Annotated in this window: 19 protein-coding genes; 9 read left to right on the top strand and 10 right to left on the bottom strand. The window is 64.9% G+C overall.

All coding sequences use genetic code 11. The features are described from left to right. Positions 1-7: 7 nt before the first annotated feature. Genes B5M41_RS14425 through B5M41_RS14415 form a run of 3 tightly spaced genes read left to right on the top strand, consistent with a single transcriptional unit; the run spans position 8 to position 3,029 of the window. Positions 8-1,036, top strand: a complete 1,029-nt coding sequence (locus tag B5M41_RS14425; RefSeq protein WP_134647945.1) for a branched-chain amino acid ABC transporter permease — start codon at positions 8-10, stop codon at positions 1,034-1,036. Then, positions 1,033-1,704, top strand: a complete 672-nt coding sequence (locus B5M41_RS14420; protein WP_134647943.1) for a cysteine hydrolase family protein — start codon at positions 1,033-1,035, stop codon at positions 1,702-1,704. Before B5M41_RS14425 ends, B5M41_RS14420 begins: the two co-directional genes overlap by 4 nt. 11 nt (positions 1,705-1,715) lie before the next feature. Beyond that, positions 1,716-3,029: an aspartate aminotransferase family protein gene (locus B5M41_RS14415; RefSeq protein ID WP_134647941.1), complete on the top strand. Its 1,314-nt coding sequence runs from the start codon at positions 1,716-1,718 to the stop codon at positions 3,027-3,029. Positions 3,030-3,038: 9 nt separating this feature from the next. On the opposite strand, the gene nth is transcribed toward B5M41_RS14415, so the two are convergent. Further along, positions 3,039-3,803 (bottom strand): endonuclease III, encoded by a 765-nt coding sequence (nth, locus tag B5M41_RS14410; protein ID WP_134647939.1) that lies wholly within the window; start codon positions 3,801-3,803, stop codon positions 3,039-3,041. Positions 3,804-3,825: 22 nt separating this feature from the next. Here nth and B5M41_RS14405 point away from each other — a divergent pair, with 22 nt between their 5' ends. The 3 genes from B5M41_RS14405 to B5M41_RS14395 all read left to right on the top strand — a co-directional run bounded on the left by B5M41_RS14405 (position 3,826) and on the right by B5M41_RS14395 (position 6,060). Further along, positions 3,826-4,341 (top strand): DUF2244 domain-containing protein, encoded by a 516-nt coding sequence (locus B5M41_RS14405; protein ID WP_134647937.1) that lies wholly within the window; start codon positions 3,826-3,828, stop codon positions 4,339-4,341. 67 nt (positions 4,342-4,408) lie between these two features. Then, positions 4,409-5,281: a methylated-DNA--[protein]-cysteine S-methyltransferase gene (locus tag B5M41_RS14400; protein ID WP_134647935.1), complete on the top strand. Its 873-nt coding sequence runs from the start codon at positions 4,409-4,411 to the stop codon at positions 5,279-5,281. A 113-nt stretch (positions 5,282-5,394) separates the two neighbouring features. Next, positions 5,395-6,060, top strand: coding sequence for an OmpA family protein (locus B5M41_RS14395; RefSeq protein ID WP_134647933.1), 666 nt, complete (start codon positions 5,395-5,397; stop codon positions 6,058-6,060). A 6-nt stretch (positions 6,061-6,066) separates the two neighbouring features. Here B5M41_RS14395 and B5M41_RS14390 read toward each other — a convergent pair whose 3' ends face one another. Both B5M41_RS14390 and B5M41_RS14385 read right to left on the bottom strand, forming a co-directional pair. After that, positions 6,067-6,534, bottom strand: a complete 468-nt coding sequence (locus B5M41_RS14390; protein WP_134647931.1) for a group III truncated hemoglobin — start codon at positions 6,532-6,534, stop codon at positions 6,067-6,069. A 58-nt stretch (positions 6,535-6,592) separates the two neighbouring features. Further along, positions 6,593-7,405, bottom strand: a complete 813-nt coding sequence (locus tag B5M41_RS14385) for a C40 family peptidase (protein ID WP_134648218.1) — start codon at positions 7,403-7,405, stop codon at positions 6,593-6,595. A gap of 130 nt (positions 7,406-7,535) precedes the next feature. On the opposite strand from B5M41_RS14385, the gene mbfA reads away from it, so the two are divergent. Then, entirely contained in the window at positions 7,536-8,519 is a 984-nt protein-coding gene (gene mbfA, locus B5M41_RS14380; protein WP_134647929.1) for an iron exporter MbfA, read from the top strand. A gap of 265 nt (positions 8,520-8,784) precedes the next feature. On the opposite strand, the gene pheT is transcribed toward mbfA, so the two are convergent. The 6 genes from pheT to infC all read right to left on the bottom strand — a co-directional run bounded on the left by pheT (position 8,785) and on the right by infC (position 14,675). Next, on the bottom strand, positions 8,785-11,211 hold the full coding sequence (pheT, locus tag B5M41_RS14375) for a phenylalanine--tRNA ligase subunit beta (RefSeq protein WP_134647927.1): 2,427 nt from the start codon (positions 11,209-11,211) through the stop codon (positions 8,785-8,787). A gap of 22 nt (positions 11,212-11,233) precedes the next feature. Continuing rightward, positions 11,234-12,319, bottom strand: a complete 1,086-nt coding sequence (gene pheS / locus B5M41_RS14370) for a phenylalanine--tRNA ligase subunit alpha (protein ID WP_134647925.1) — start codon at positions 12,317-12,319, stop codon at positions 11,234-11,236. Beyond that, complete coding sequence (locus B5M41_RS14365) at positions 12,312-13,175, bottom strand: BUD32 family EKC/KEOPS complex subunit (RefSeq protein ID WP_134647923.1); 864 nt, start codon at positions 13,173-13,175, stop codon at positions 12,312-12,314. Before B5M41_RS14365 ends, pheS begins: the two co-directional genes overlap by 8 nt. Before the next feature lie 87 nt (positions 13,176-13,262). Continuing rightward, on the bottom strand, positions 13,263-13,667 hold the full coding sequence (gene rplT / locus B5M41_RS14360; RefSeq protein ID WP_069060325.1) for a 50S ribosomal protein L20: 405 nt from the start codon (positions 13,665-13,667) through the stop codon (positions 13,263-13,265). Between the two features lie 39 nt (positions 13,668-13,706). Next, complete coding sequence (gene rpmI / locus B5M41_RS14355) at positions 13,707-13,910, bottom strand: 50S ribosomal protein L35 (protein ID WP_134647921.1); 204 nt, start codon at positions 13,908-13,910, stop codon at positions 13,707-13,709. Between the two features lie 228 nt (positions 13,911-14,138). Further along, on the bottom strand, positions 14,139-14,675 hold the full coding sequence (infC, locus tag B5M41_RS14350) for a translation initiation factor IF-3 (RefSeq protein ID WP_134648216.1): 537 nt from the start codon (positions 14,673-14,675) through the stop codon (positions 14,139-14,141). A 236-nt stretch (positions 14,676-14,911) separates the two neighbouring features. Between infC and B5M41_RS14345 the strand changes: the two genes are divergently transcribed. Next, positions 14,912-15,730 (top strand): alpha/beta hydrolase, encoded by an 819-nt coding sequence (locus B5M41_RS14345; protein ID WP_134647919.1) that lies wholly within the window; start codon positions 14,912-14,914, stop codon positions 15,728-15,730. Positions 15,731-15,846: 116 nt separating this feature from the next. Next, the gene (locus tag B5M41_RS14340) at positions 15,847-16,467 is read left to right on the top strand and encodes a transglutaminase-like cysteine peptidase (RefSeq protein WP_134647917.1); all 621 of its coding nucleotides are present in this window, start codon (positions 15,847-15,849) and stop codon (positions 16,465-16,467) included. Positions 16,468-16,548: 81 nt separating this feature from the next. Here the strand turns inward: B5M41_RS14340 and B5M41_RS14335 are convergent, their stop codons facing one another. Further along, positions 16,549-17,208 (bottom strand): peroxiredoxin, encoded by a 660-nt coding sequence (locus B5M41_RS14335; RefSeq protein WP_134647915.1) that lies wholly within the window; start codon positions 17,206-17,208, stop codon positions 16,549-16,551. Between the last annotated feature and the right edge of the window lie 167 nt (positions 17,209-17,375).

The following is a 17,375-nucleotide window of genomic DNA, read 5'->3' as shown; positions in this document are numbered from 1 at the left end:
GGAACCCATGAAACATTCCTATCTCACCGCCCTCATCCTGATCGCCGTCATCGCCGTCATCGCCGTCGGCAGCCAGATGATCGGCATCCGGCTTTACGACCGCATTGCCACGAACCTCCTGATTTCGCTCGTTCTCGTCATCGGCCTGCAGACCTTCATGGGCAATTCGGGCCTGCTATCCTTCGCCCATATCGGCTTCATGGGGCTCGGCGCCTACACCTCGGCCGTGCTGACGATTCCGGCGCAGATGAAGGGCATGGCGCTGCCGGATCTCTACGAGTTCATGAAGGTCGTGGAAATCTCGCCGCTGCTCGCCATGCTGGCCGCCGGCGTGGTCGCGGCCCTCGTCGCCGCCGTCGTCGCCTACCCGCTGATGCGGCTTTCGGATGCGGCCGCCGTCATCACCTCCTTTGCGCTCCTCGTCGTGCTCTATACGGTCATGAACAACTGGAGCGCGCTCACCAACGGTCCGCGCACGCTGTTCGGACTGCCCAAGACGACGGAAATGCCGATTGCCGCCATCGTGGCCGCGGTCGTCGTGGTCGTCGCGCTGGCCTTCAAGGAATCGCGCACCGGCAAGCTGCTGCGGGCCTCGCGCGAGGACGAGGTCGCCGCAGCGGCGCTCGGCGCGAACATTCCGCACCTGCGCTGGCGCGCCTTCATCCTGGCGGCCTTCATCGCGGGCATCGGCGGTGCGCTCTGGGGGCATTTCATCACGTCCTTCGCGCCCAAGGCCTTCTACCTCAAGGAAACCTTCCTCATCATCACCATGCTGGTGATCGGCGGCGCCAACACCGTCACCGGCGCGGTTGCCGGCACGGTCCTCATCACCGTCGCCTATGAGGGGCTGCGCGGCACGGAAGCCACGCTCAACGCGGCGTCCTCCGGTTCCGGCCAGGTCATCGGCCTGACGGAGATCGTGCTCGCGCTCGCCATGATCGCCGTGATGATCGTCCGGCCGGGCGGTCTCTTCCCCAACCGCGAGATCGGCCACATCCTCACCCGCAGCCGCCGAAAGAAGGAGAAGACCGCATGACCTGGAAGACCGCCTACCGCTCCTTCTACTATGCGAATGCGGAAGAGCCCGAGGATATCGCGCTTGATCCGGAAACGACGGCGCTGCTCGTCATCGACATCCAGAACACCTATCTCGATCCCAAGGATACGCCCGAGGAAACCGCGCGCTGGCAGCCGTTCTACGACCGCATGCGCCAGACGGTCATTCCCAACACGGCCCGGCTGATCGATGAATGCCGCAAGCGCAAGGTGGAGGTGATCTTCGCGCGCATCGCCTGCCTCAAGCCCGATGGCCGCGACCGCTCGCTCAGCCAGAAGAAGCCCGGCTTCAACTACCTGCTGCTGCCCAAGGACCTGCCGGAAGGGCAGGTCGTGCCGGAACTCGAGCCGCGCGCGGACGAGATCGTCATCACCAAGACGACGGACAGCGCCCTGACCGGCACGAACCTGCGCCTCATCCTGCACAATATGGGCATCAAGGATGTCATCTGCTGCGGCATCTTCACCGACCAGTGCGTCTCCTCGACCGTGCGCAGCCTTGCCGACGAGAGCTTCGGCGTTGTCGTCGTCGATGATTGCGGCGCGGCCGCGACGGACGAGCTGCACAAGCGCGAGCTTGAGATCATCAACATGATCTACTGCCACGTCGTCCAGCTCGACGAGATCCTGACCTTCTTCAAGAAGTAAGGGGAAAGCCCATGTCCGGCCTCTATGCACGTGAACGACAGTCGGTGTCCTCGATGGCGCATCTGCGGTTCTTCCCGCAGGCGGTCGTCGGCGGCAGCGGCGCGTATCTCACGGCAGACGACGGACGGCGGCTTCTCGATTTCGCCGCGTCCTGGGGTGCCGCGAGCCTCGGGCATTCCCACCCCGCGGTGCGGGCTGCGGTCGACCGTGCGCTCTCCGACCAGGCGGGAGCGAGCTACCTTTCGTCGGCGAACGAAGCCTGCGTGCTGCTTGCCGAAAAGCTCCTGTCGCTGGTGCCGGAGCGGGCGCGTGGCCGCGTCTGGTTCGGCCATTCCGGCTCGGATGCCAACGAGACCGTCGCGCGCATGGTGGTCGCGGCGACGGGCCGGCCCCGCATTCTCGCCTTCGACGGCGCCTATCACGGCGGCACGGTCGGCTCCATGGCCGTCTCCGGGCACCCGGCGCAACAGGGCACACGCGCTGCCGGCCTGACGCTCGTTCCCTATCCCAACAGCTATGCCGCTGATACGCCGCAGGCGGCGAGCGAGGCAGCCCTTGCCCATCTCGACCAGCTTTTCGAAACAAAGATCGCGCCGGACGAGATTGCCGCCTTCTTCATCGAGCCCATCCAGTCAGACGGCGGCATGCTGGTGCCGCCGGACGGTTTCTTCAAGGCCGTGGAGGAGCGTTGCCGCAGGCACGGCATCCTCATCGTCTCGGACGAGGTGAAGGTGGGGCTCGGCCGTTCGGGGCGCTTCAACGCCTTCGACCATTCCGGCATCGAGCCCGACATCGTCGTCTTCGGAAAGGGCCTTGGCGGCGGGTTGCCGATCTCCGCGGTTGTCGGGCCGGAGGCGATCATGAACCATGCGGTGGCGTTCTCGCTCCAGACGGTGCACGGCAATCCCGTCTGCGCGGCCGCCGCACTCGCCGTGCTGGAGACCATCGAGCGCGACCGCCTGACCGAGAATGCAGCCCGAACCGGTCGTGTGTTGCGCGACGGGCTGAATGCGCTCGCGCGGCGTCACGCCTTGATCGGTGATGTGCGCGGGCATGGCCTTGCGCTCGGCGTGGAACTCGTCGGCGATCGCGCCGGCCGAACGCCCGCAACGCGGGAGACCGCCCTGACGGTCTACCGCGCCTTCCAGCTCGGCCTCGTGCTTTATTATGTCGGTGTGCGGTCGAACGTGCTCGAATTCACGCCGCCGCTGACGCTGACCGAGAGCGAGGCGCGCGAAGGCCTCGCCATTCTCGACCAGGCCCTTACCGATGTCGCCGCGGGGCGGGTCGATGAGGCCCTTCTTGCGGATTTCGCGGGCTGGTAGCCCTGGCGATCAGGGCGTCGGACCGAACAGCTGGGGCGGCAGCTCGACAAGCGGGGCCGGCACGTCGCAGGTCTTTTCCGGCGCCTTGCACAGATCGGCGATGACGCAGCGCTCGCATTCGGGCTTGCGCGCCTTGCAACAGTACCGCCCGTGCAGGATCAGCCAGTGATGGGCGTGGTAGAGATACTCGTCCGGGATGAGGCGGATGAGCTTGTCCTCCACCTCGTCGGGCGTCTTGCCGGGGGCGAGGCGCAGGCGGTTGGCGATACGGAAAATATGCGTATCGACCGCCATGGTCGATTGCCCGAAGGCCATGGACAGCACCACATTGGCCGTCTTGCGCCCCACGCCCGGCAGCATCACCAACTCCTCACGGGTGCGTGGCACCTCGCCGCCGAAACGGTCGATCAGCATCTGGCTGAGCGCGATCACGTTCTTGGCCTTGTTGCGATAAAGGCCGATCGTCTTGATGTAGTCGCGCAGCTTCTCCTCGCCCAGCGCCAGCATCTTCTCCGGCGTGTCGGCCACCTGGAACAGCGCGCGCGTCGCCTTGTTGACGCCGGCATCGGTGGCCTGGGCGGAGAGAGCGACTGCAACGACGAGCGTGAACGGGTTCACATGCTCGAGCTCGCCCTTCGGCTCCGGCCGCTGGATGGAAAAGCGGCGGAACATCTCGCGCAGCTCGTCCTGCGAATAAATGCTTTTCGGGCGCGCCGGCGCCTTGCGGCGGGCGGGCGCGGCAGCTGTCGACTTTTTGATCTTTCCGTTTTCCATGATGCTTCTATAGTCATGCGCCATGACACAAGGCAACGCCGACACGAGCATGGCCGACATGAGCATGAACGAGCGCCCGGTCTTCTCGGCCGAGCTGCATCCCTATCGTTCGCTCGGCCGCCACGGTCATCGCATCTTCTTCCTCATCGCCGGCGTTCTCAGCCTTGCGCATGTGGCCGTGTTCCTGATCTCGGGCGCGTGGCCGGTCGCCCTGTTCTTCGGCCTCGATTTCCTCGTTCTCTTCGGCGCCTTCTGGCTCAACAACCGGGCAGCGAAGGCGCGCGAACTGGTGTCGCTGTCGCGCACCAGCATCTCCATCCGCAAGATCAGCCCGTCCGGCCGCGAGACGCAATATGCCTTCAATCCGTTCTGGGCGCGTTTCCTTGTTTCCCGCAAGCCGAAGATCGGCATTACCGCCATGCATGTGCGCGGCAATGGGCGCGAGACCGATGTCGGCACCTTCCTGCCGCTCGACGACCGCGAGCGCTTCGCCTCGGCCTTTTCGGGTGCGCTCGCCCGCGTGAAGCGCGGTTACTGACGGGCCGGCAGGAATCGGGTGGCGGGCACGCCGCGGGCGTGCTTTTGTGGCGGCACAGGAGACGATCATGAACATTGCCGCGACCTTGCAGACCGATATCACCCCCGATGGCCAGGACTATGCGACCGTCCGGCAGGTCATCGAGATGATCACCGAGGATTACCGCGACCAGCCGGGCCTCGAAGACATTGCCGTCCGCCTCGGCCAGTCGCCGAGTCAGTTGCAGAAGACCTTCACGCGCTGGGCGGGCCTTTCGCCGAAGGCCTTCCTCCAGGCCGTGACGCTCGACCATGCCAAGCGCCTGCTGCGTCAGGAGGAGCTGCCGTTGCTCGAAACGAGCTTCGAGGTCGGCCTCTCTGGGCCCGGACGGCTGCACGATCTCTTCGTCACGCATGAAGCCATGTCGCCGGGCGAGTGGAAGGCGCGGGGGGCGGGGTTGACGATCCGCTACGGCCTGCATCCGTCGCCCTTCGGCACGGCGCTTGTGATGATCACCGACCGCGGGCTTGCCGGCCTCGCCTTTACCGACCAGCCGGACGGGGCGGATGCTTTCGAGGACATGTCGTCCCGCTGGCCGAACGCCCATTATGTCGAGGATGCCGAGGCGACCGCGGCCTACGCGGCCCGCATCTTCGATCCCGCCCGCTGGAACCCGGACGAGCCGCTGCGCGTCGTGCTGATCGGGTCGGATTTCCAGGTTCGCGTCTGGGAGGCGCTGCTGCGCATCCCGATGGGCTGCGCCGTCACCTATTCGTCGATTGCCGAAAAGCTCGGACAGCCGACCGCCTCGCGCGCCGTCGGTGCCGCGGTGGGCCGCAACCCGATCTCCTTCGTGGTGCCCTGCCACCGCGCACTCGGCAAGAGCGGCGCCCTGACCGGCTACCATTGGGGCCTGACACGCAAGCGCGCGATGCTCGGCTGGGAATCGGGACGGGCCTGACGGTGACAGTGACCGGCTTTGTGTGCCCGGAATGCCGCGATGGCGCCCCTCTTTCATGTTCCCGCCGCAATCGTTAGGTTGAAGCAGAATCATCGAAGTCTCCGGGGACCCACATGTATAAAAAGGCTCTGCTCGTCGCGCTCGCCGCGACCTATCTTTCCGCCTGCACGACGACCGATCCCTATACGGGCGAGCAGAAGGTTTCCAACACGGCGGGCGGCGCAGCCATCGGCGCCGGCATGGGCGCCGTCGCCGGTCTCCTCGTCGGCAACAATCCGGTGCAGCGCCGCAACGCGGCCCTGATCGGCGCGGGTATCGGCGCGCTGGCCGGCGGCGCCATCGGCAATTACATGGATACGCAGGAATCCGAGCTGCGCGCGCAGCTTCAGGGCACCGGCGTTTCGGTTACGCGTAACGGCGACCGCATCATCCTGAACATGCCCTCGAACGTCACCTTCGCGACGGACCAGGACCAGGTCATTCCGCCGTTCTATCCGACGCTCGATTCCGTCGCGACCGTGCTGCGCAAGTTCGACAAGACGCTGATCGATGTCGACGGTCATACCGACTCGGTCGGCAATGCCGGCTACAATCAGGATCTGTCCGAGCGCCGCGCCAATTCCGTGGCCAATTATCTCGCGGCGCGCGGTGTCGATCCCCGCCGCATGTCGGCCATGGGCTACGGCCTCACGCGTCCGATCGCCTCGAATGCATCGGAAATGGGCCGCGCGCAGAACCGCCGCGTCGAAATCTCGATCTCCCCGCTGCGTCAGGGCTGATCCGCGTCAGGCGCGCCTGAGCGCCGGATCGTCGTCGGCCGGGTTGTAGAAGAGGGAGAGCACCAGGCTCTTCGCGATCCGCTCGGCCGTCGCCATGAACCAGGCCTTCGCCTCGGGCGAGGGCGCGATATCGTCGAGCGTGGCGGAAAACAGACCAAGCCAGGTCTGGAACAGCGGCGGGTTCATGCCCGCGACACCCTGGTGCGCCATGACGGGCTTGCCGCCATAGCCGCCGTCCTTGAAGGCGACGGCAGACCAGAAGCGGTTCATCTTTTCCATATGCTCCGGCCAGCGTCCGGCCAGCCGCCCGTCGAAGACGGGACCAAGCTCCGGATGGGCCCGCACGCGGCCGTAGAAGGTGTCCACCAACAGCGGAATGAAATCGGCGGTGATGCCGATGGCGTGCATTTCGGCCTCCGCGCGGGCGCGGATGGCGGCGAAATGGGACTGGCGGTCGGGGTCTTGCTCTGTCATGCCGGCAAGATAGGTGCCGCCTGCGGCCTGCGCAATCCGGCCGATCGCCGCAGAGGTTTCAGGGTCCCTTGCGCTCCGGCGCCCATTCCAGCCGCTTGTAGTCGAAACCATATTTCAGCGTGGGTTTGACGATCTCGAAATAGGGCGAGAGGTCGAAGTCGCGCGGCGTATAGAGCGAGTGGTGGCGGATATGCAGGATCTCTTCGCGTGAATAGGGAGAGGTCGCCGCCGCCCGGCCGGGCGCGCGCGTAACCTCCGGCAGGATCGGGTAGCGGATGGCCTCGAAAGCCATGGCGATCAGCGTCGAACAGATCGCCCGCGTCGGATCGCCCGAGCCGAAGGCGATCATACGGCGGCGCCAGCGCACCGGCACGGGCGGCGTCGGCAGGAAGTAGCGCAGCATGTCGGTGATGTTCTTCAGGTCGTATTTGAGCCCGAGACGCGAGACCATGAAGCCGACCAGCGTATCGCGGTCTTCGGGCGTCAGCCCGACCGGACGGCAGATGCGCGTATTGTAGGTGCGGTACTTGGTAAGCGGCACCGCCACGCAGCCTTCGCCAATATTGACCTCGATAAGCTGCGGCCGTTCCATCGTCGGTCGCGCCGCCTGGTCGAGCGTCAGCGGGATTTCGTCGCCGACGAAGAGAGCCGCGTGGGACCAGGTCGATTGCGTCAGGTACTTGATCGCCGCGGAGACCTTCTGGTTGCCCTCCACCAGCAACACGTCGCCGGGGCGCAGCGTGCGCGCCAGCGTTTCAGGGTCGGAGGGCGTATAGGGCTCGTAGCCCGAGGTCTGGCTTTGCAGTCGGTCGGCGAGACGGCGGCCGATACGATCGAGCAGCGTGTCGCGGCTTGCGGAAAGCGGCTTCAGTCCGGCGGTCACGTCTCGTCCCTTGCTGTCATACCGGCTCACTCTAGCGTCCCGCCGCACCGCATGTCGAGCTTGACGCAGAGACGGCAAGTCCTATATTTAGAATAATTCTAAACTGGAATGGCCGCCGATGTTCTCCCGTCTCCTCCGCCCTGGCAAACGCAGTCTCGAATCGCTCAGCGAGCAGGAAATCCTGGCACTCGCCATCTCCTCGGAAGAGGATGACGGGCGCATCTACCTCGCCTATGCCGATGCCCTGCGCGAGGCCTATCCCCATTCGGCCCGCGTCTTCGAAGAGATGGCGGCGGAGGAAAGCCACCACCGCCAGATGTTGATCGATCGCCACATCGCCCGCTTCGGCGATCGCATCCCGCTGGTACGGCGCGAGTTCGTTCGCGACTTCCCGGAGCGCAAGCCGGACTGGTTGATCGCCAACATGTCGCTGGAGGCGATCCGTGAACAGGCGGAAGCGATGGAGGTCTCGGCGCACCATTTCTACCTCACGGCCGCCGCCCGCACGCAGGACGCAGCCACGCGCAAGCTTCTGGGTGATCTGGCGCTGGCGGAGAAGTCGCACGAATCGCTCGCCCGGCGGCTTGGCGAGCAGCACACACCCGCCGACGTGAAGGCGCAGGAAGACCAGACGGCCCGCCGGCAATTCATCCTCACCTATGTGCAGCCCGGTCTGGCCGGCCTGATGGACGGCTCGGTCTCGACGCTCGCGCCGATTTTCGCCGCCGCCTTCGCCACACAGGACACCTGGCAGACCTTCCTCGTCGGCCTCTCGGCTTCGGTCGGTGCGGGCATTTCGATGGGGTTCACGGAAGCCGCCCATGACGACGGCAAGCTGTCGGGACGCGGTTCGCCGATCAAGCGCGGCTTGGCCTCAGGAATCATGACGGCGCTGGGCGGGCTGGGCCACGCGCTGCCCTACCTGATCCCGAACTTCACGCTGGCGACAACCATCGCCGTCCTGGTCGTGTTCGTGGAATTGTGGACCATCGCCTTCATCCAGAACCGGTATATGGAGACCCCGTTCCTGCGCGCGGCGATGCAGGTGGTGCTGGGCGGCAGCCTCGTTCTGGCCGCCGGTATCCTCATCGGAAATGCCTAGGCGGAAGCGCCGCCTTAGCGGCGGGTCATCCGGTTCATGTCGCGCACGACCCAGCGGTAGAAGAGATAAACGCCAAAGGCCATGGCGGCCAGCGGCAGAAGATTGGCGACAGAATCCATTTCGACCTCAATTGACCTCCCCTGCGAGGCAATTAAGCGGTCGTTAACCAGACTGCAATGCTGAAAACGGCGATGGTGCGTTCACAAAACGCGACCATCGTTCATGAAAAGCAAAACGGGGCGTCTCCGCCCCGTTTTCACTTGGATCAGGCGCGCAGCGTGCCGCCGGTTGTTTTCAAAACATTGCCGACGATCCTTGCCGTCAGCGCCTCGAAATCCTCGTCCGTCAGCGTCTTGTCGACGGGCTGGATGACGACCTCGATGGCGACGGACTTCTTGCCCTCACCAAGCGAAGCGCCCTCGAACACGTCGAAGACGTTGACGGCGGAGATCAGCTTGCGGTCGGCGCCGGTCGCGGCGCGGACGATCGCACCCGCTTCCACCGTCTTGTCGACGACAAAGGCGAAGTCGCGCTTCACGGCCTGGAAGGGCGAAAGGTCGAGCGCCGGCTTGGTGCGCGTCGCCTTCTTCTTCGGCTCGGGCATGGCATCGATGAAGATCTCGAAGCCGCAAAGCGCACCGGAGACGTCCAGCGCGCCAAGCGTCTTCGGATGGAACTCGCCGAAATAGCCGAGCACGATCTTCGGACCCATCTTGATGGTTCCCGAACGGCCCGGATGATACCAGCCCGGCGCGCCGGGCTCGATCTGCACATTGCCCATCGGCAGGCCACAGGCCTCGATCACGGCGAGCGCATCGGCCTTGGCGTCGTAGACATCGACCGGCTTGCCGCCGCCCTTGGCGGCATTCGACCAGAGGCGGCCGGAACCGGCGAGCGTCGCCGTGCCGCGCCGCACACCGCCGGCAACCCGGCGCTGGCCCTCGGGGCGGTCGTTCTCATAGGTGCCGGAGACTTCGAACAGCGCGACGTCACCGTAGCCCTTGTCGGCATTGCGCTGGGCGGCTGCAAGCAGGCCCGGCAGCAGCGAAGGGCGCATGTCGGACATGTCCGATGCAATCGGGTTCGACAGCGCCAGCGACGGCGCGCCACCACCGAACAGCTCGGCATGGGCCTTCGGGATGAAGGACCAGGTGACGGCTTCCAGCATGCCGCGGGCGGCCAGCGCCCGCTTGGCAAGGCGCGTGCGGATCTGCAGCGTCGTCAGGATGCGGCCATTGACCGCCGCATGGCTTTCGAGCGCCGCCGGCTTGATGTTGTCGACACCGTGGATGCGCATGACCTCTTCGACAAGGTCCGCCTTGCCGTCGACATCAGGACGCCAGGAGGGGACGGCGACCGAGACGCGCTCGCCCGACCCCGTCACGGTGAAGCCAAGACGGGTGAGGATATTGGCGCTTTCGGCTTCGGACACGTCGAGGCCCGTCAGGCGCTTCACTTCCGAGAAGGGGAAGTCCACGACCTTGGGGGTGTAGCCCTTGTAGCCGACGACATCGGCCTTGGCCGGTACGCCGCCGCACAGTTCCAGCACGAGTTCGGTCGCGCGCTCGAGGCCGGGAACCATATATTCCGGGTCCACGCCGCGCTCGAAGCGATAGCGTGCATCGGTGATGATGCCGTGCGAACGGCCGGTCTTGGCGATGTTCATCGGGTCCCAGAGGGCCGATTCGATCAGCACGTCGACGGTGTTTTCGTCGCAGCCCGAATGTTCGCCGCCCATGATGCCGCCGATGGACTCGACGCCGTTGTCGTCGGAAATGACGACGTTAGCCGGATTCAGCGTGTATTCGCGCGTATCGAGCGCCAGCACCTTCTCGCCCTCTCCGGCGCGGCGCACGACGAGGTCGCCCTTCACCTTGGCGGCATCGAAGACGTGCAGCGGACGGCCCTGGTCGAAGGTCATGTAGTTGGTGATGTCGACGAGCGCGTTGATCGGGCGAAGGCCGATGGCGATGAGCCGCTGCTGCATCCAGCGCGGGCTCGGGCCGTTCCTGACGCCGCGCACGAGGCGCAACGCAAAGCCGGGGCACAGATGATCGTCGCCGCCCAGTTCCAGCTTCACCTTGACCGGCGTCTCGCCCTCGACCTTGAAGGACGCCGCCTTCGGCGTCTTGAGCGTGCCGAGGCCGGAGGCGGCGAGGTCGCGGGCGATGCCGTAGATGCTCGTGCAGTCCGGCCGGTTCGGCGTCAGGTTGATCTCGATGACAGGATCGTCAAGCCCGGCATAGCCGGCATAGCTCGCGCCCACAGGCGCATCCGCCGGAAGCTCGATGATGCCGTCGTGGTTGTCGGAAATCTCCAGTTCCTTTTCCGAGCACATCATGCCGCGGCTTTCGACACCGCGGATGTTGCCGACCGAAAGCGTGACATCGATGCCGGGCACGTAGGTCCCGGGGGCGGCGAAGGCGCCGATGAGGCCGGCGCGCGCGTTCGGCGCACCGCAGACGACCTGGATCGGATCGCCCTTGCCGGTATCGACCATCAGCACGCGCAGCTTGTCGGCGTTGGGATGCTGCTCGGCCGAGACGACCTTGGCGATGACGAAGGGCTTGAACGCCGCCTTGTCGTCGACATCTTCCACTTCAAGGCCGATCGCCGTCAGCTTCTCGCAGATCTCGTCGAGCGAGGCGTCGGTGTCGAGATGGTCCTTCAGCCAGGAGAGCGTGAATTTCATGATTTTTCCCCTTGGATGCCGGTTATGCGCTCAGCCCGCCGAACAAGGTCGGCATGTCGAGCGGGCGGAAGCCGTAGTGGCTGAGCCAGCGGACATCGGCGTTGAAGAAGTCGCGCAGGTCGGGCATGCCGTATTTCAGCATGGCGATGCGGTCGAGGCCCATGCCCCAGGCAAAGCCCTGGTATTCGTCCGGATCGAGACCGCCGGCGCGCAGCACGTTCGGGTGAACCATGCCGCAGCCGAGGATTTCCATCCAGTCGGTGCCTTCGCCGAACTTGACGATCGGGCCGGACGAGCGGTCGCACTGGATGTCCACCTCGAAGGACGGCTCGGTGAACGGGAAGAACGACGGGCGGAAGCGCATGGTGACGCTGTCGACCTCGAAGAAGGCCTTGCAGAACTCTTCGAGCACCCAGCGCATATTGGCGACATTGGCCTTCCTGTCGACCACGAGGCCTTCGACCTGGTGGAACATCGGCGAATGGGTCGCGTCGCTGTCCTGGCGATAGGTCTTGCCGGGAATGATGATGCGGATCGGCGGCTTTTGCGCTTCCATCGTGCGCACCTGCACGGGTGAGGTGTGCGTGCGCAGCACCTTGCGGTCGCCGTTCTCGTCCGCCGGGAAGAAGAACGTGTCGTGCATCTCGCGGGCCGGGTGCCCTTCGGGGAAGTTCAGCGCCGTGAAGTTGTAGTAGTCGGTCTCGACATCGGGGCCTTCGGCGATCGAGAATCCCATATCGGCGAAAATGGCGGTGATCTCGTCGACGATCTGGCTGATCGGATGGATGCGGCCGCGTTCGGCAGGCGACGAGCGCACCGGCAGGCTCACATCGACGGTCTCGGCCTTGAGGCGGGCATCGATGGCCGCGTCGCGCAGCGCCGTCTTGCGCGCGTTGATCGCGTCGGTGACGCGCGTCTTCAGCGCATTGATGGCCGCGCCGCGCGTCTGGCGCTCTTCCGGCGACATGGTGCCGAGCGTCTTCAGGAGTTCGGAGACGGAGCCCTTCTTGCCGAGTGCGGCGACGCGCACGGCTTCGATCGCCGCTTCATCGGAGGCGGCTGCGACATCGGCCAGAAGCCCGGATTCCAGTGTTTCGAGTTCAGTCATCTTTACCTGCTTTGCTTGCATCGGCCGCGCGAGGGGCCAGGAGAACCTCGGACAGATAGCCGGTTGCGGCGAGGAAGCGCCGCAGATCACTACCCATGTGAACGCGCCCGATCAATCGGGTCGGCGACAAAAACTTGGCCAGGAACCGGATCATGGTCGCCAGCGCCGCCTCGGTTTCGGGCGGTGCGGCGGCGCGCCACGCGCCATAGGCTTGCCGCGCCGTGGCCTCGCCCAGGCGGGCGCGATCCGTCAGCTGGAGAAAGAGCAGCCACAGGTCGCGGGCCTGCGCATCGGCAAGCGGCATGGCGGCCTCCGGCTCCTCCTCGAAATCCATGAAGCCGATCCCGTCCCCTGCCACGAAGAAATCGCGCGGGTGCGGCCGGCCATGGCAGAGACCCTTGGCATGCAGCGCGCCGAGATCGGCGGCGCAGCGCACCAAAAGCGCGTCATGGGCAGCCGGGTCGGTATCGCGCAAGGCATCCAGGCGGGCCGTGACGGTCGGCGCGACGTCCGACAGCACCAGCGCGTTTCCGGAGGCGTAGAGCACCTGCGGCACCGGTATGCCGTGGGCGGCGAAGGTCTCGATACGGCGGATCTCGCGTGCCGTCATGCCCTTGCTGTCGAGCGCGGGGGAGGGGCGCAGGAACGGCAGGCCGAACAGGCTGGCCAAGCCCGTCTGCGCCTTCGTCCAGACCGGCGGACGCTCCGTGCCGTAGCGCTTGATCCAGACGGCGCCGAACGACAGGTCCACGCGCTCCACCCGGCGCGTCTCGCGGGTCAGCGCGGCAAGCAGCGTCTCGATGTCCCCATCGGTCATATGGGGGATATTGCCGAGCGCGGTGTGCCTGCCATCCATGGTTGGAAATCCTGCCGTCAAAAGAAAAACCCGCACCGGTTCCCCGGCGCGGGTTTCACAACGAATGAAAGTGGTTGTGAGCGCCGGTTAGTTTACGGCGGCCTCAAACTCGTTCTTCGTGCCGGCGTCCTTGAGGTATTCCAGAGCCTTCTTGGAGGCAGCGACGAGCGCGCCGAAAGCTTCGGTCTCATGGATCGCCATGTCGGAAAGGACCTTGCGGTCGACTTCGATGCCGGCCTTGTTCAGGCCGTCGATGAAGCGGCCATAGGTCAGGCCATGCTCGCGGACGGCAGCGTTGATGCGCTGGATCCAGAGAGCGCGGAAGTTGCGCTTGTTGACCTTGCGGTCGCGGTAGGCGAACTGCTTCGAACGGTCAACCGCGGCCTTGGCGGCGCGGATGGTGTTCTTGCGGCGGCCGTAGAAACCCTTGGCTGCCTTCAGCGTCTTCTTGTGCTTGGCGTGCGAGGTGACGCCGCGTTTTACACGTGCCATGTCATGATCTCCTTAACGTATCAAATTGCTCGAGAAGTCTCAGAGACCGTTCGGCAGGTAGTTCTTGATGACCTTCTTGCCATCGGCTTCGGCCAGCACCATGGTGCCGCGCGCGTCGCGAATGAACTTGTTGGTACGCTTGATCATGCCGTGGCGCTTGCCGGCTGCGGCGGCCAGGACCTTGCCCGACGCGGTGATCTTGAACCGCTTCTTGGCAGACGATTTCGTCTTCATCTTGGGCATTTTGCTACTCCATTCTTCTTGAATTCGAGCCGCGTGACGATGCACGGCTCCAGCGTAAAGAACGGCCACGGCATGCCCTGCCGGACCGTTCGGACGGCGGCTTGTAACCGATGTCCTTTAAAAGCGCAACCGGAATCCTCGTCTGCCGCGGGTTCGGGGCGCGGAAATGGAAAAGCCGCCCCGGAAGGCGGCTTTGATCCGTTCAGCGCGGGGCGCCGAGAAAGGGGCTCACCGCGGGGCGAGCACCATCATCATCTGGCGTCCCTCGAGCTTCGGCTCGGCTTCGACCTTGGCGATCGTCAGAGTGTCTTCCTTGACCTGCTGGAGAAGCTTCATGCCGAGTTCCTGGTGGGCCATTTCACGGCCGCGGAACTTCAGCGTCACCTTCACCTTGTCGCCTTCTTCGAAGAAGCGGTTCATCGCCTTCATCTTCACGTCGTAGTCGTGCGTGTCGATGTTCGGGCGCATCTTGATTTCTTTGATCTCGACGATCTTCTGCTTCTTGCGCGCTTCGGCCGCCTTCTTCTGGTTGGCGTATTTCAGCTTGCCGAGGTCAAGGATCTTGCAGACGGGCGGTTCGGAGTTCGGCGCGATCTCCACGAGATCGAGGCCGGCCTCTTCAGCCATGCGGAGTGCCTGATCGGTGGGGACGGTGCCGTGGTTCTGGCCTTCGGCATCGATGAGCTGGACGCGGGGAACCCGAATTTCCTTGTTGGAGCGCGGCCCGTCCTTGACGGGGGCTTCCGCTTTGAATGGTCTGCGAATGGTCGTGTTCTCCTCGAACTGTTTCGAAAGTGTATGAATCTGCGCGTCGACCAGGACATTTGCCCGCCTGCCGGCGTTTTTTCGGCAATGTGTTGATCGCGCTTGTGAAGTCAATAGCACGGCGCGCGGAAAAAATCACCACCTGTCCTTGCGCTTGCGAATCTGGTCTAGGTCTGGCGCAAGAGCCGGTTTCGCGGGTGGTTTTTCGCAGCCGGGCGCAGGAACGGGAGATAGGCATGACGGGCGCGAACGGCAATGGGCAGGCGGCGGAATTCATCACGGTGGGCACCGGCGACGCGGCGCGGCGCATCGCCATCGCGCTCCAGCCGCCCGCTGCCGGCAATGATCTCGCGCACTTCGTCTGGCTCGGCGGCTATCGGTCCGACATGTCCGGCACCAAGGCTGTCGAGCTCGCCGGCCTTGCCGCACGCCTCGGCACCGGCTGCCTGCGCTTCGACTATTCCGGCCACGGTGCATCCGGCGGCGCCTTCGTCGACGGCACGATCTCGCGCTGGCTGGAGGAATCGCTCGCAGCCATAAAGCACGCGGCCGGCGCCATCGGAGCCCGGCGCATCGTTCTCGTCGGCTCGTCGATGGGCGGCTGGATCGCCCTGCGCGCCGTCGCCGAGCTTGCCCGCCAGAGCGACATCGACATCGCCGGCCTCGTGCTGATCGCGCCCGCGCCGGATTTCACCTCCGAACTCATAGAACCGAACCTCACCGATGCCGAGCGCACCGCGCTGGCCGAGCGCGGCCAGTTCGAGGAACCGACACCCTACGGTCCCGACCCGAATATCTATACGCTCAAGCTCATCGAGGACGGCAGGAACAACCGCGTCCTGACCGGTGCCATCGAGACCGGCTGCCCGGTCCATATCCTGCAGGGCATGGCCGATCCTGACGTGCCCTATGCCCACGCCGTGCGGCTGATGGAGCACCTGTCCGGCGACGACGTGGTGCTGACGATGATCCGCGATGGCGATCACCGCCTGTCACAGCCGCAGGATATCGCCAAGATCCTCGAGGCCGCCGAAACGCTGGCGCGCGGGCAATAGTGGCGCCGGCGTGTCGCGCCGGTCACATCTTAACCATATTCCAGCATCGCCAATTCTGATGATTGACGAGAGGGCCGGCCGACCGTTAACTCTTTATTAACGATAGGGGACGGTTCATGGCACGAATGATTGGTGCAAAGGCTGGGGCTGCGGCGTTTCTCGCAGTGCTCGTCTCTTCTTCCTCGGCCTTTACCGCGCCGGTCTCGGCGCTTTCCATGACGACAGGCGGCATCACCTCGCAGCCGATCGGCCATTACGAATTCTGTCAGAGCCACGCATCCGAATGCCGCGCCGGCGCGCGCGCCCAGGCGCCCGCCAAGGTCACGGAGTTCGGCTGGGAGACGGTCCGCCAGATCAATGCCCGCGTCAACCGCGACATCACGCCGATGACGGACAAGGAACTCTACGGCAAGGACGAGTTCTGGACCTATCCCGACGGCGGCGCCGGTGACTGCGAGGACTTTGTGCTCCTCAAGCGCCGCATGCTGATGGAAAAAGGTTTCGCGGCGGGCGACCTGCTGATCACCGTCGTTCGCAAGCCCGATGGCGAAGGCCATGCCGTTCTCACCGTGCGCACCACGCAGGGCGATTTCGTCCTCGACAATCTCAACAACGATGTGAAGCTCTGGACCGAAACGTCCTACCGCTACCTGAAGCGCCAGGCCTCGTTCCACGCCGGCCGCTGGGTCTCCATCGAAAACGGCGATGCCGTCATGGTTTCGTCGGTCGGCCAGTAAGGCCGCACGTTTCGACATATCTCGAAAAGAAAAACCCCGCTGTTCAGGCGGGGTTTTCTCTGTTGCGGTGACGGCCAGATATCAGGCGGCCGGCTGCTTGGTCTTGCGCAGGTACGGCAGCACCGTGTCGAAGGAACCGAAGCGCGCGATGGCATCCTCGTTCGAAACGGCGGCGGTGATGATGACGTCGTCGCCCTGCTGCCAGTTGGCCGGGGTTGCGACCTGGTGCTTGCTGGTGAGCTGGATGGAATCGATGGCGCGCAGGATTTCCGGGAAGTTGCGGCCGGTCGTCATCGGGTAGGTGAGGATCAGCTTGATCTTCTTGTCGGGACCGATGACGAAGACGGAGCGCACCGTCGCGTTGTCGGCGGGCGTGCGGCCTTCAGAGCTCTCGCCGGCAGCGGCGGGCAGCATGTCGTAGAGCTTGGCGACGGCGAGGTCCTTGTCGCCGATCAGCGGGTAGTCCACGTCGAAGCCGGTGGCCGTACGGATATCGGCCTTCCACTTGGAATGGCTTTCGACCGGATCGACGGAGATGCCGATGATCTTGACGCCGCGCTTGCGGAATTCGCCCTCGATGCCGGCCATGGCGCCCAGCTCCGTGGTGCAGACGGGCGTGAAGTTCTTCGGGTGCGAGAAGAGAACGGCCCAGCCGTCGCCGATCCATTCATGGAAGTTGATGGTGCCGGCGGTGGTTTCGGCGGTGAAGTCCGGAGCGATATCGTTGATGCGAAGGCTCATGTCTCGTCCTCTCTGTCTTGCAGGGTCGCAGGCACAGGCCCGCGGAAAGTGTAACCGTGGCGGTAGATAGACCGAAAAGGCCGGATTGCCTATAGCGGTCCGGTGTCATCCTGCACGCCCCGGTGGCTGCAACTTTTCGTCATTTCAAGGGGTTGGGAGAAGGCTTT

Source organism: Shinella sumterensis, from assembly GCF_004514425.2.
Taxonomy (GTDB): Bacteria; Pseudomonadota; Alphaproteobacteria; order Rhizobiales; family Rhizobiaceae; genus Shinella; species Shinella sumterensis.
This window is presented reverse-complemented; position numbering and strand designations above follow the sequence as displayed.

Coding starts and splice junctions, on each gene's coding strand:
- rplT (WP_069060325.1), bottom strand. CDS start 13,667: ATGGCACGTGTAAAACGCGGCGTCACCTCGCACGCCAAGCACAAGAAG.
- pheT (WP_134647927.1), bottom strand. CDS start 11,211: ATGAAATTCACGCTCTCCTGGCTGAAGGACCATCTCGACACCGACGCC.
- B5M41_RS14345 (WP_134647919.1), top strand. CDS start 14,912: ATGACGGGCGCGAACGGCAATGGGCAGGCGGCGGAATTCATCACGGTG.
- B5M41_RS14390 (WP_134647931.1), bottom strand. CDS start 6,534: ATGACAGAGCAAGACCCCGACCGCCAGTCCCATTTCGCCGCCATCCGC.
- B5M41_RS14405 (WP_134647937.1), top strand. CDS start 3,826: ATGACACAAGGCAACGCCGACACGAGCATGGCCGACATGAGCATGAAC.
- B5M41_RS14335 (WP_134647915.1), bottom strand. CDS start 17,208: ATGAGCCTTCGCATCAACGATATCGCTCCGGACTTCACCGCCGAAACC.
- B5M41_RS14395 (WP_134647933.1), top strand. CDS start 5,395: ATGTATAAAAAGGCTCTGCTCGTCGCGCTCGCCGCGACCTATCTTTCC.
- pheS (WP_134647925.1), bottom strand. CDS start 12,319: ATGACTGAACTCGAAACACTGGAATCCGGGCTTCTGGCCGATGTCGCA.
- nth (WP_134647939.1), bottom strand. CDS start 3,803: ATGGAAAACGGAAAGATCAAAAAGTCGACAGCTGCCGCGCCCGCCCGC.
- mbfA (WP_134647929.1), top strand. CDS start 7,536: ATGTTCTCCCGTCTCCTCCGCCCTGGCAAACGCAGTCTCGAATCGCTC.
- rpmI (WP_134647921.1), bottom strand. CDS start 13,910: ATGCCCAAGATGAAGACGAAATCGTCTGCCAAGAAGCGGTTCAAGATC.
- B5M41_RS14365 (WP_134647923.1), bottom strand. CDS start 13,175: ATGGATGGCAGGCACACCGCGCTCGGCAATATCCCCCATATGACCGAT.
- B5M41_RS14415 (WP_134647941.1), top strand. CDS start 1,716: ATGTCCGGCCTCTATGCACGTGAACGACAGTCGGTGTCCTCGATGGCG.
- B5M41_RS14400 (WP_134647935.1), top strand. CDS start 4,409: ATGAACATTGCCGCGACCTTGCAGACCGATATCACCCCCGATGGCCAG.
- B5M41_RS14340 (WP_134647917.1), top strand. CDS start 15,847: ATGGCACGAATGATTGGTGCAAAGGCTGGGGCTGCGGCGTTTCTCGCA.
- B5M41_RS14425 (WP_134647945.1), top strand. CDS start 8: ATGAAACATTCCTATCTCACCGCCCTCATCCTGATCGCCGTCATCGCC.
- B5M41_RS14420 (WP_134647943.1), top strand. CDS start 1,033: ATGACCTGGAAGACCGCCTACCGCTCCTTCTACTATGCGAATGCGGAA.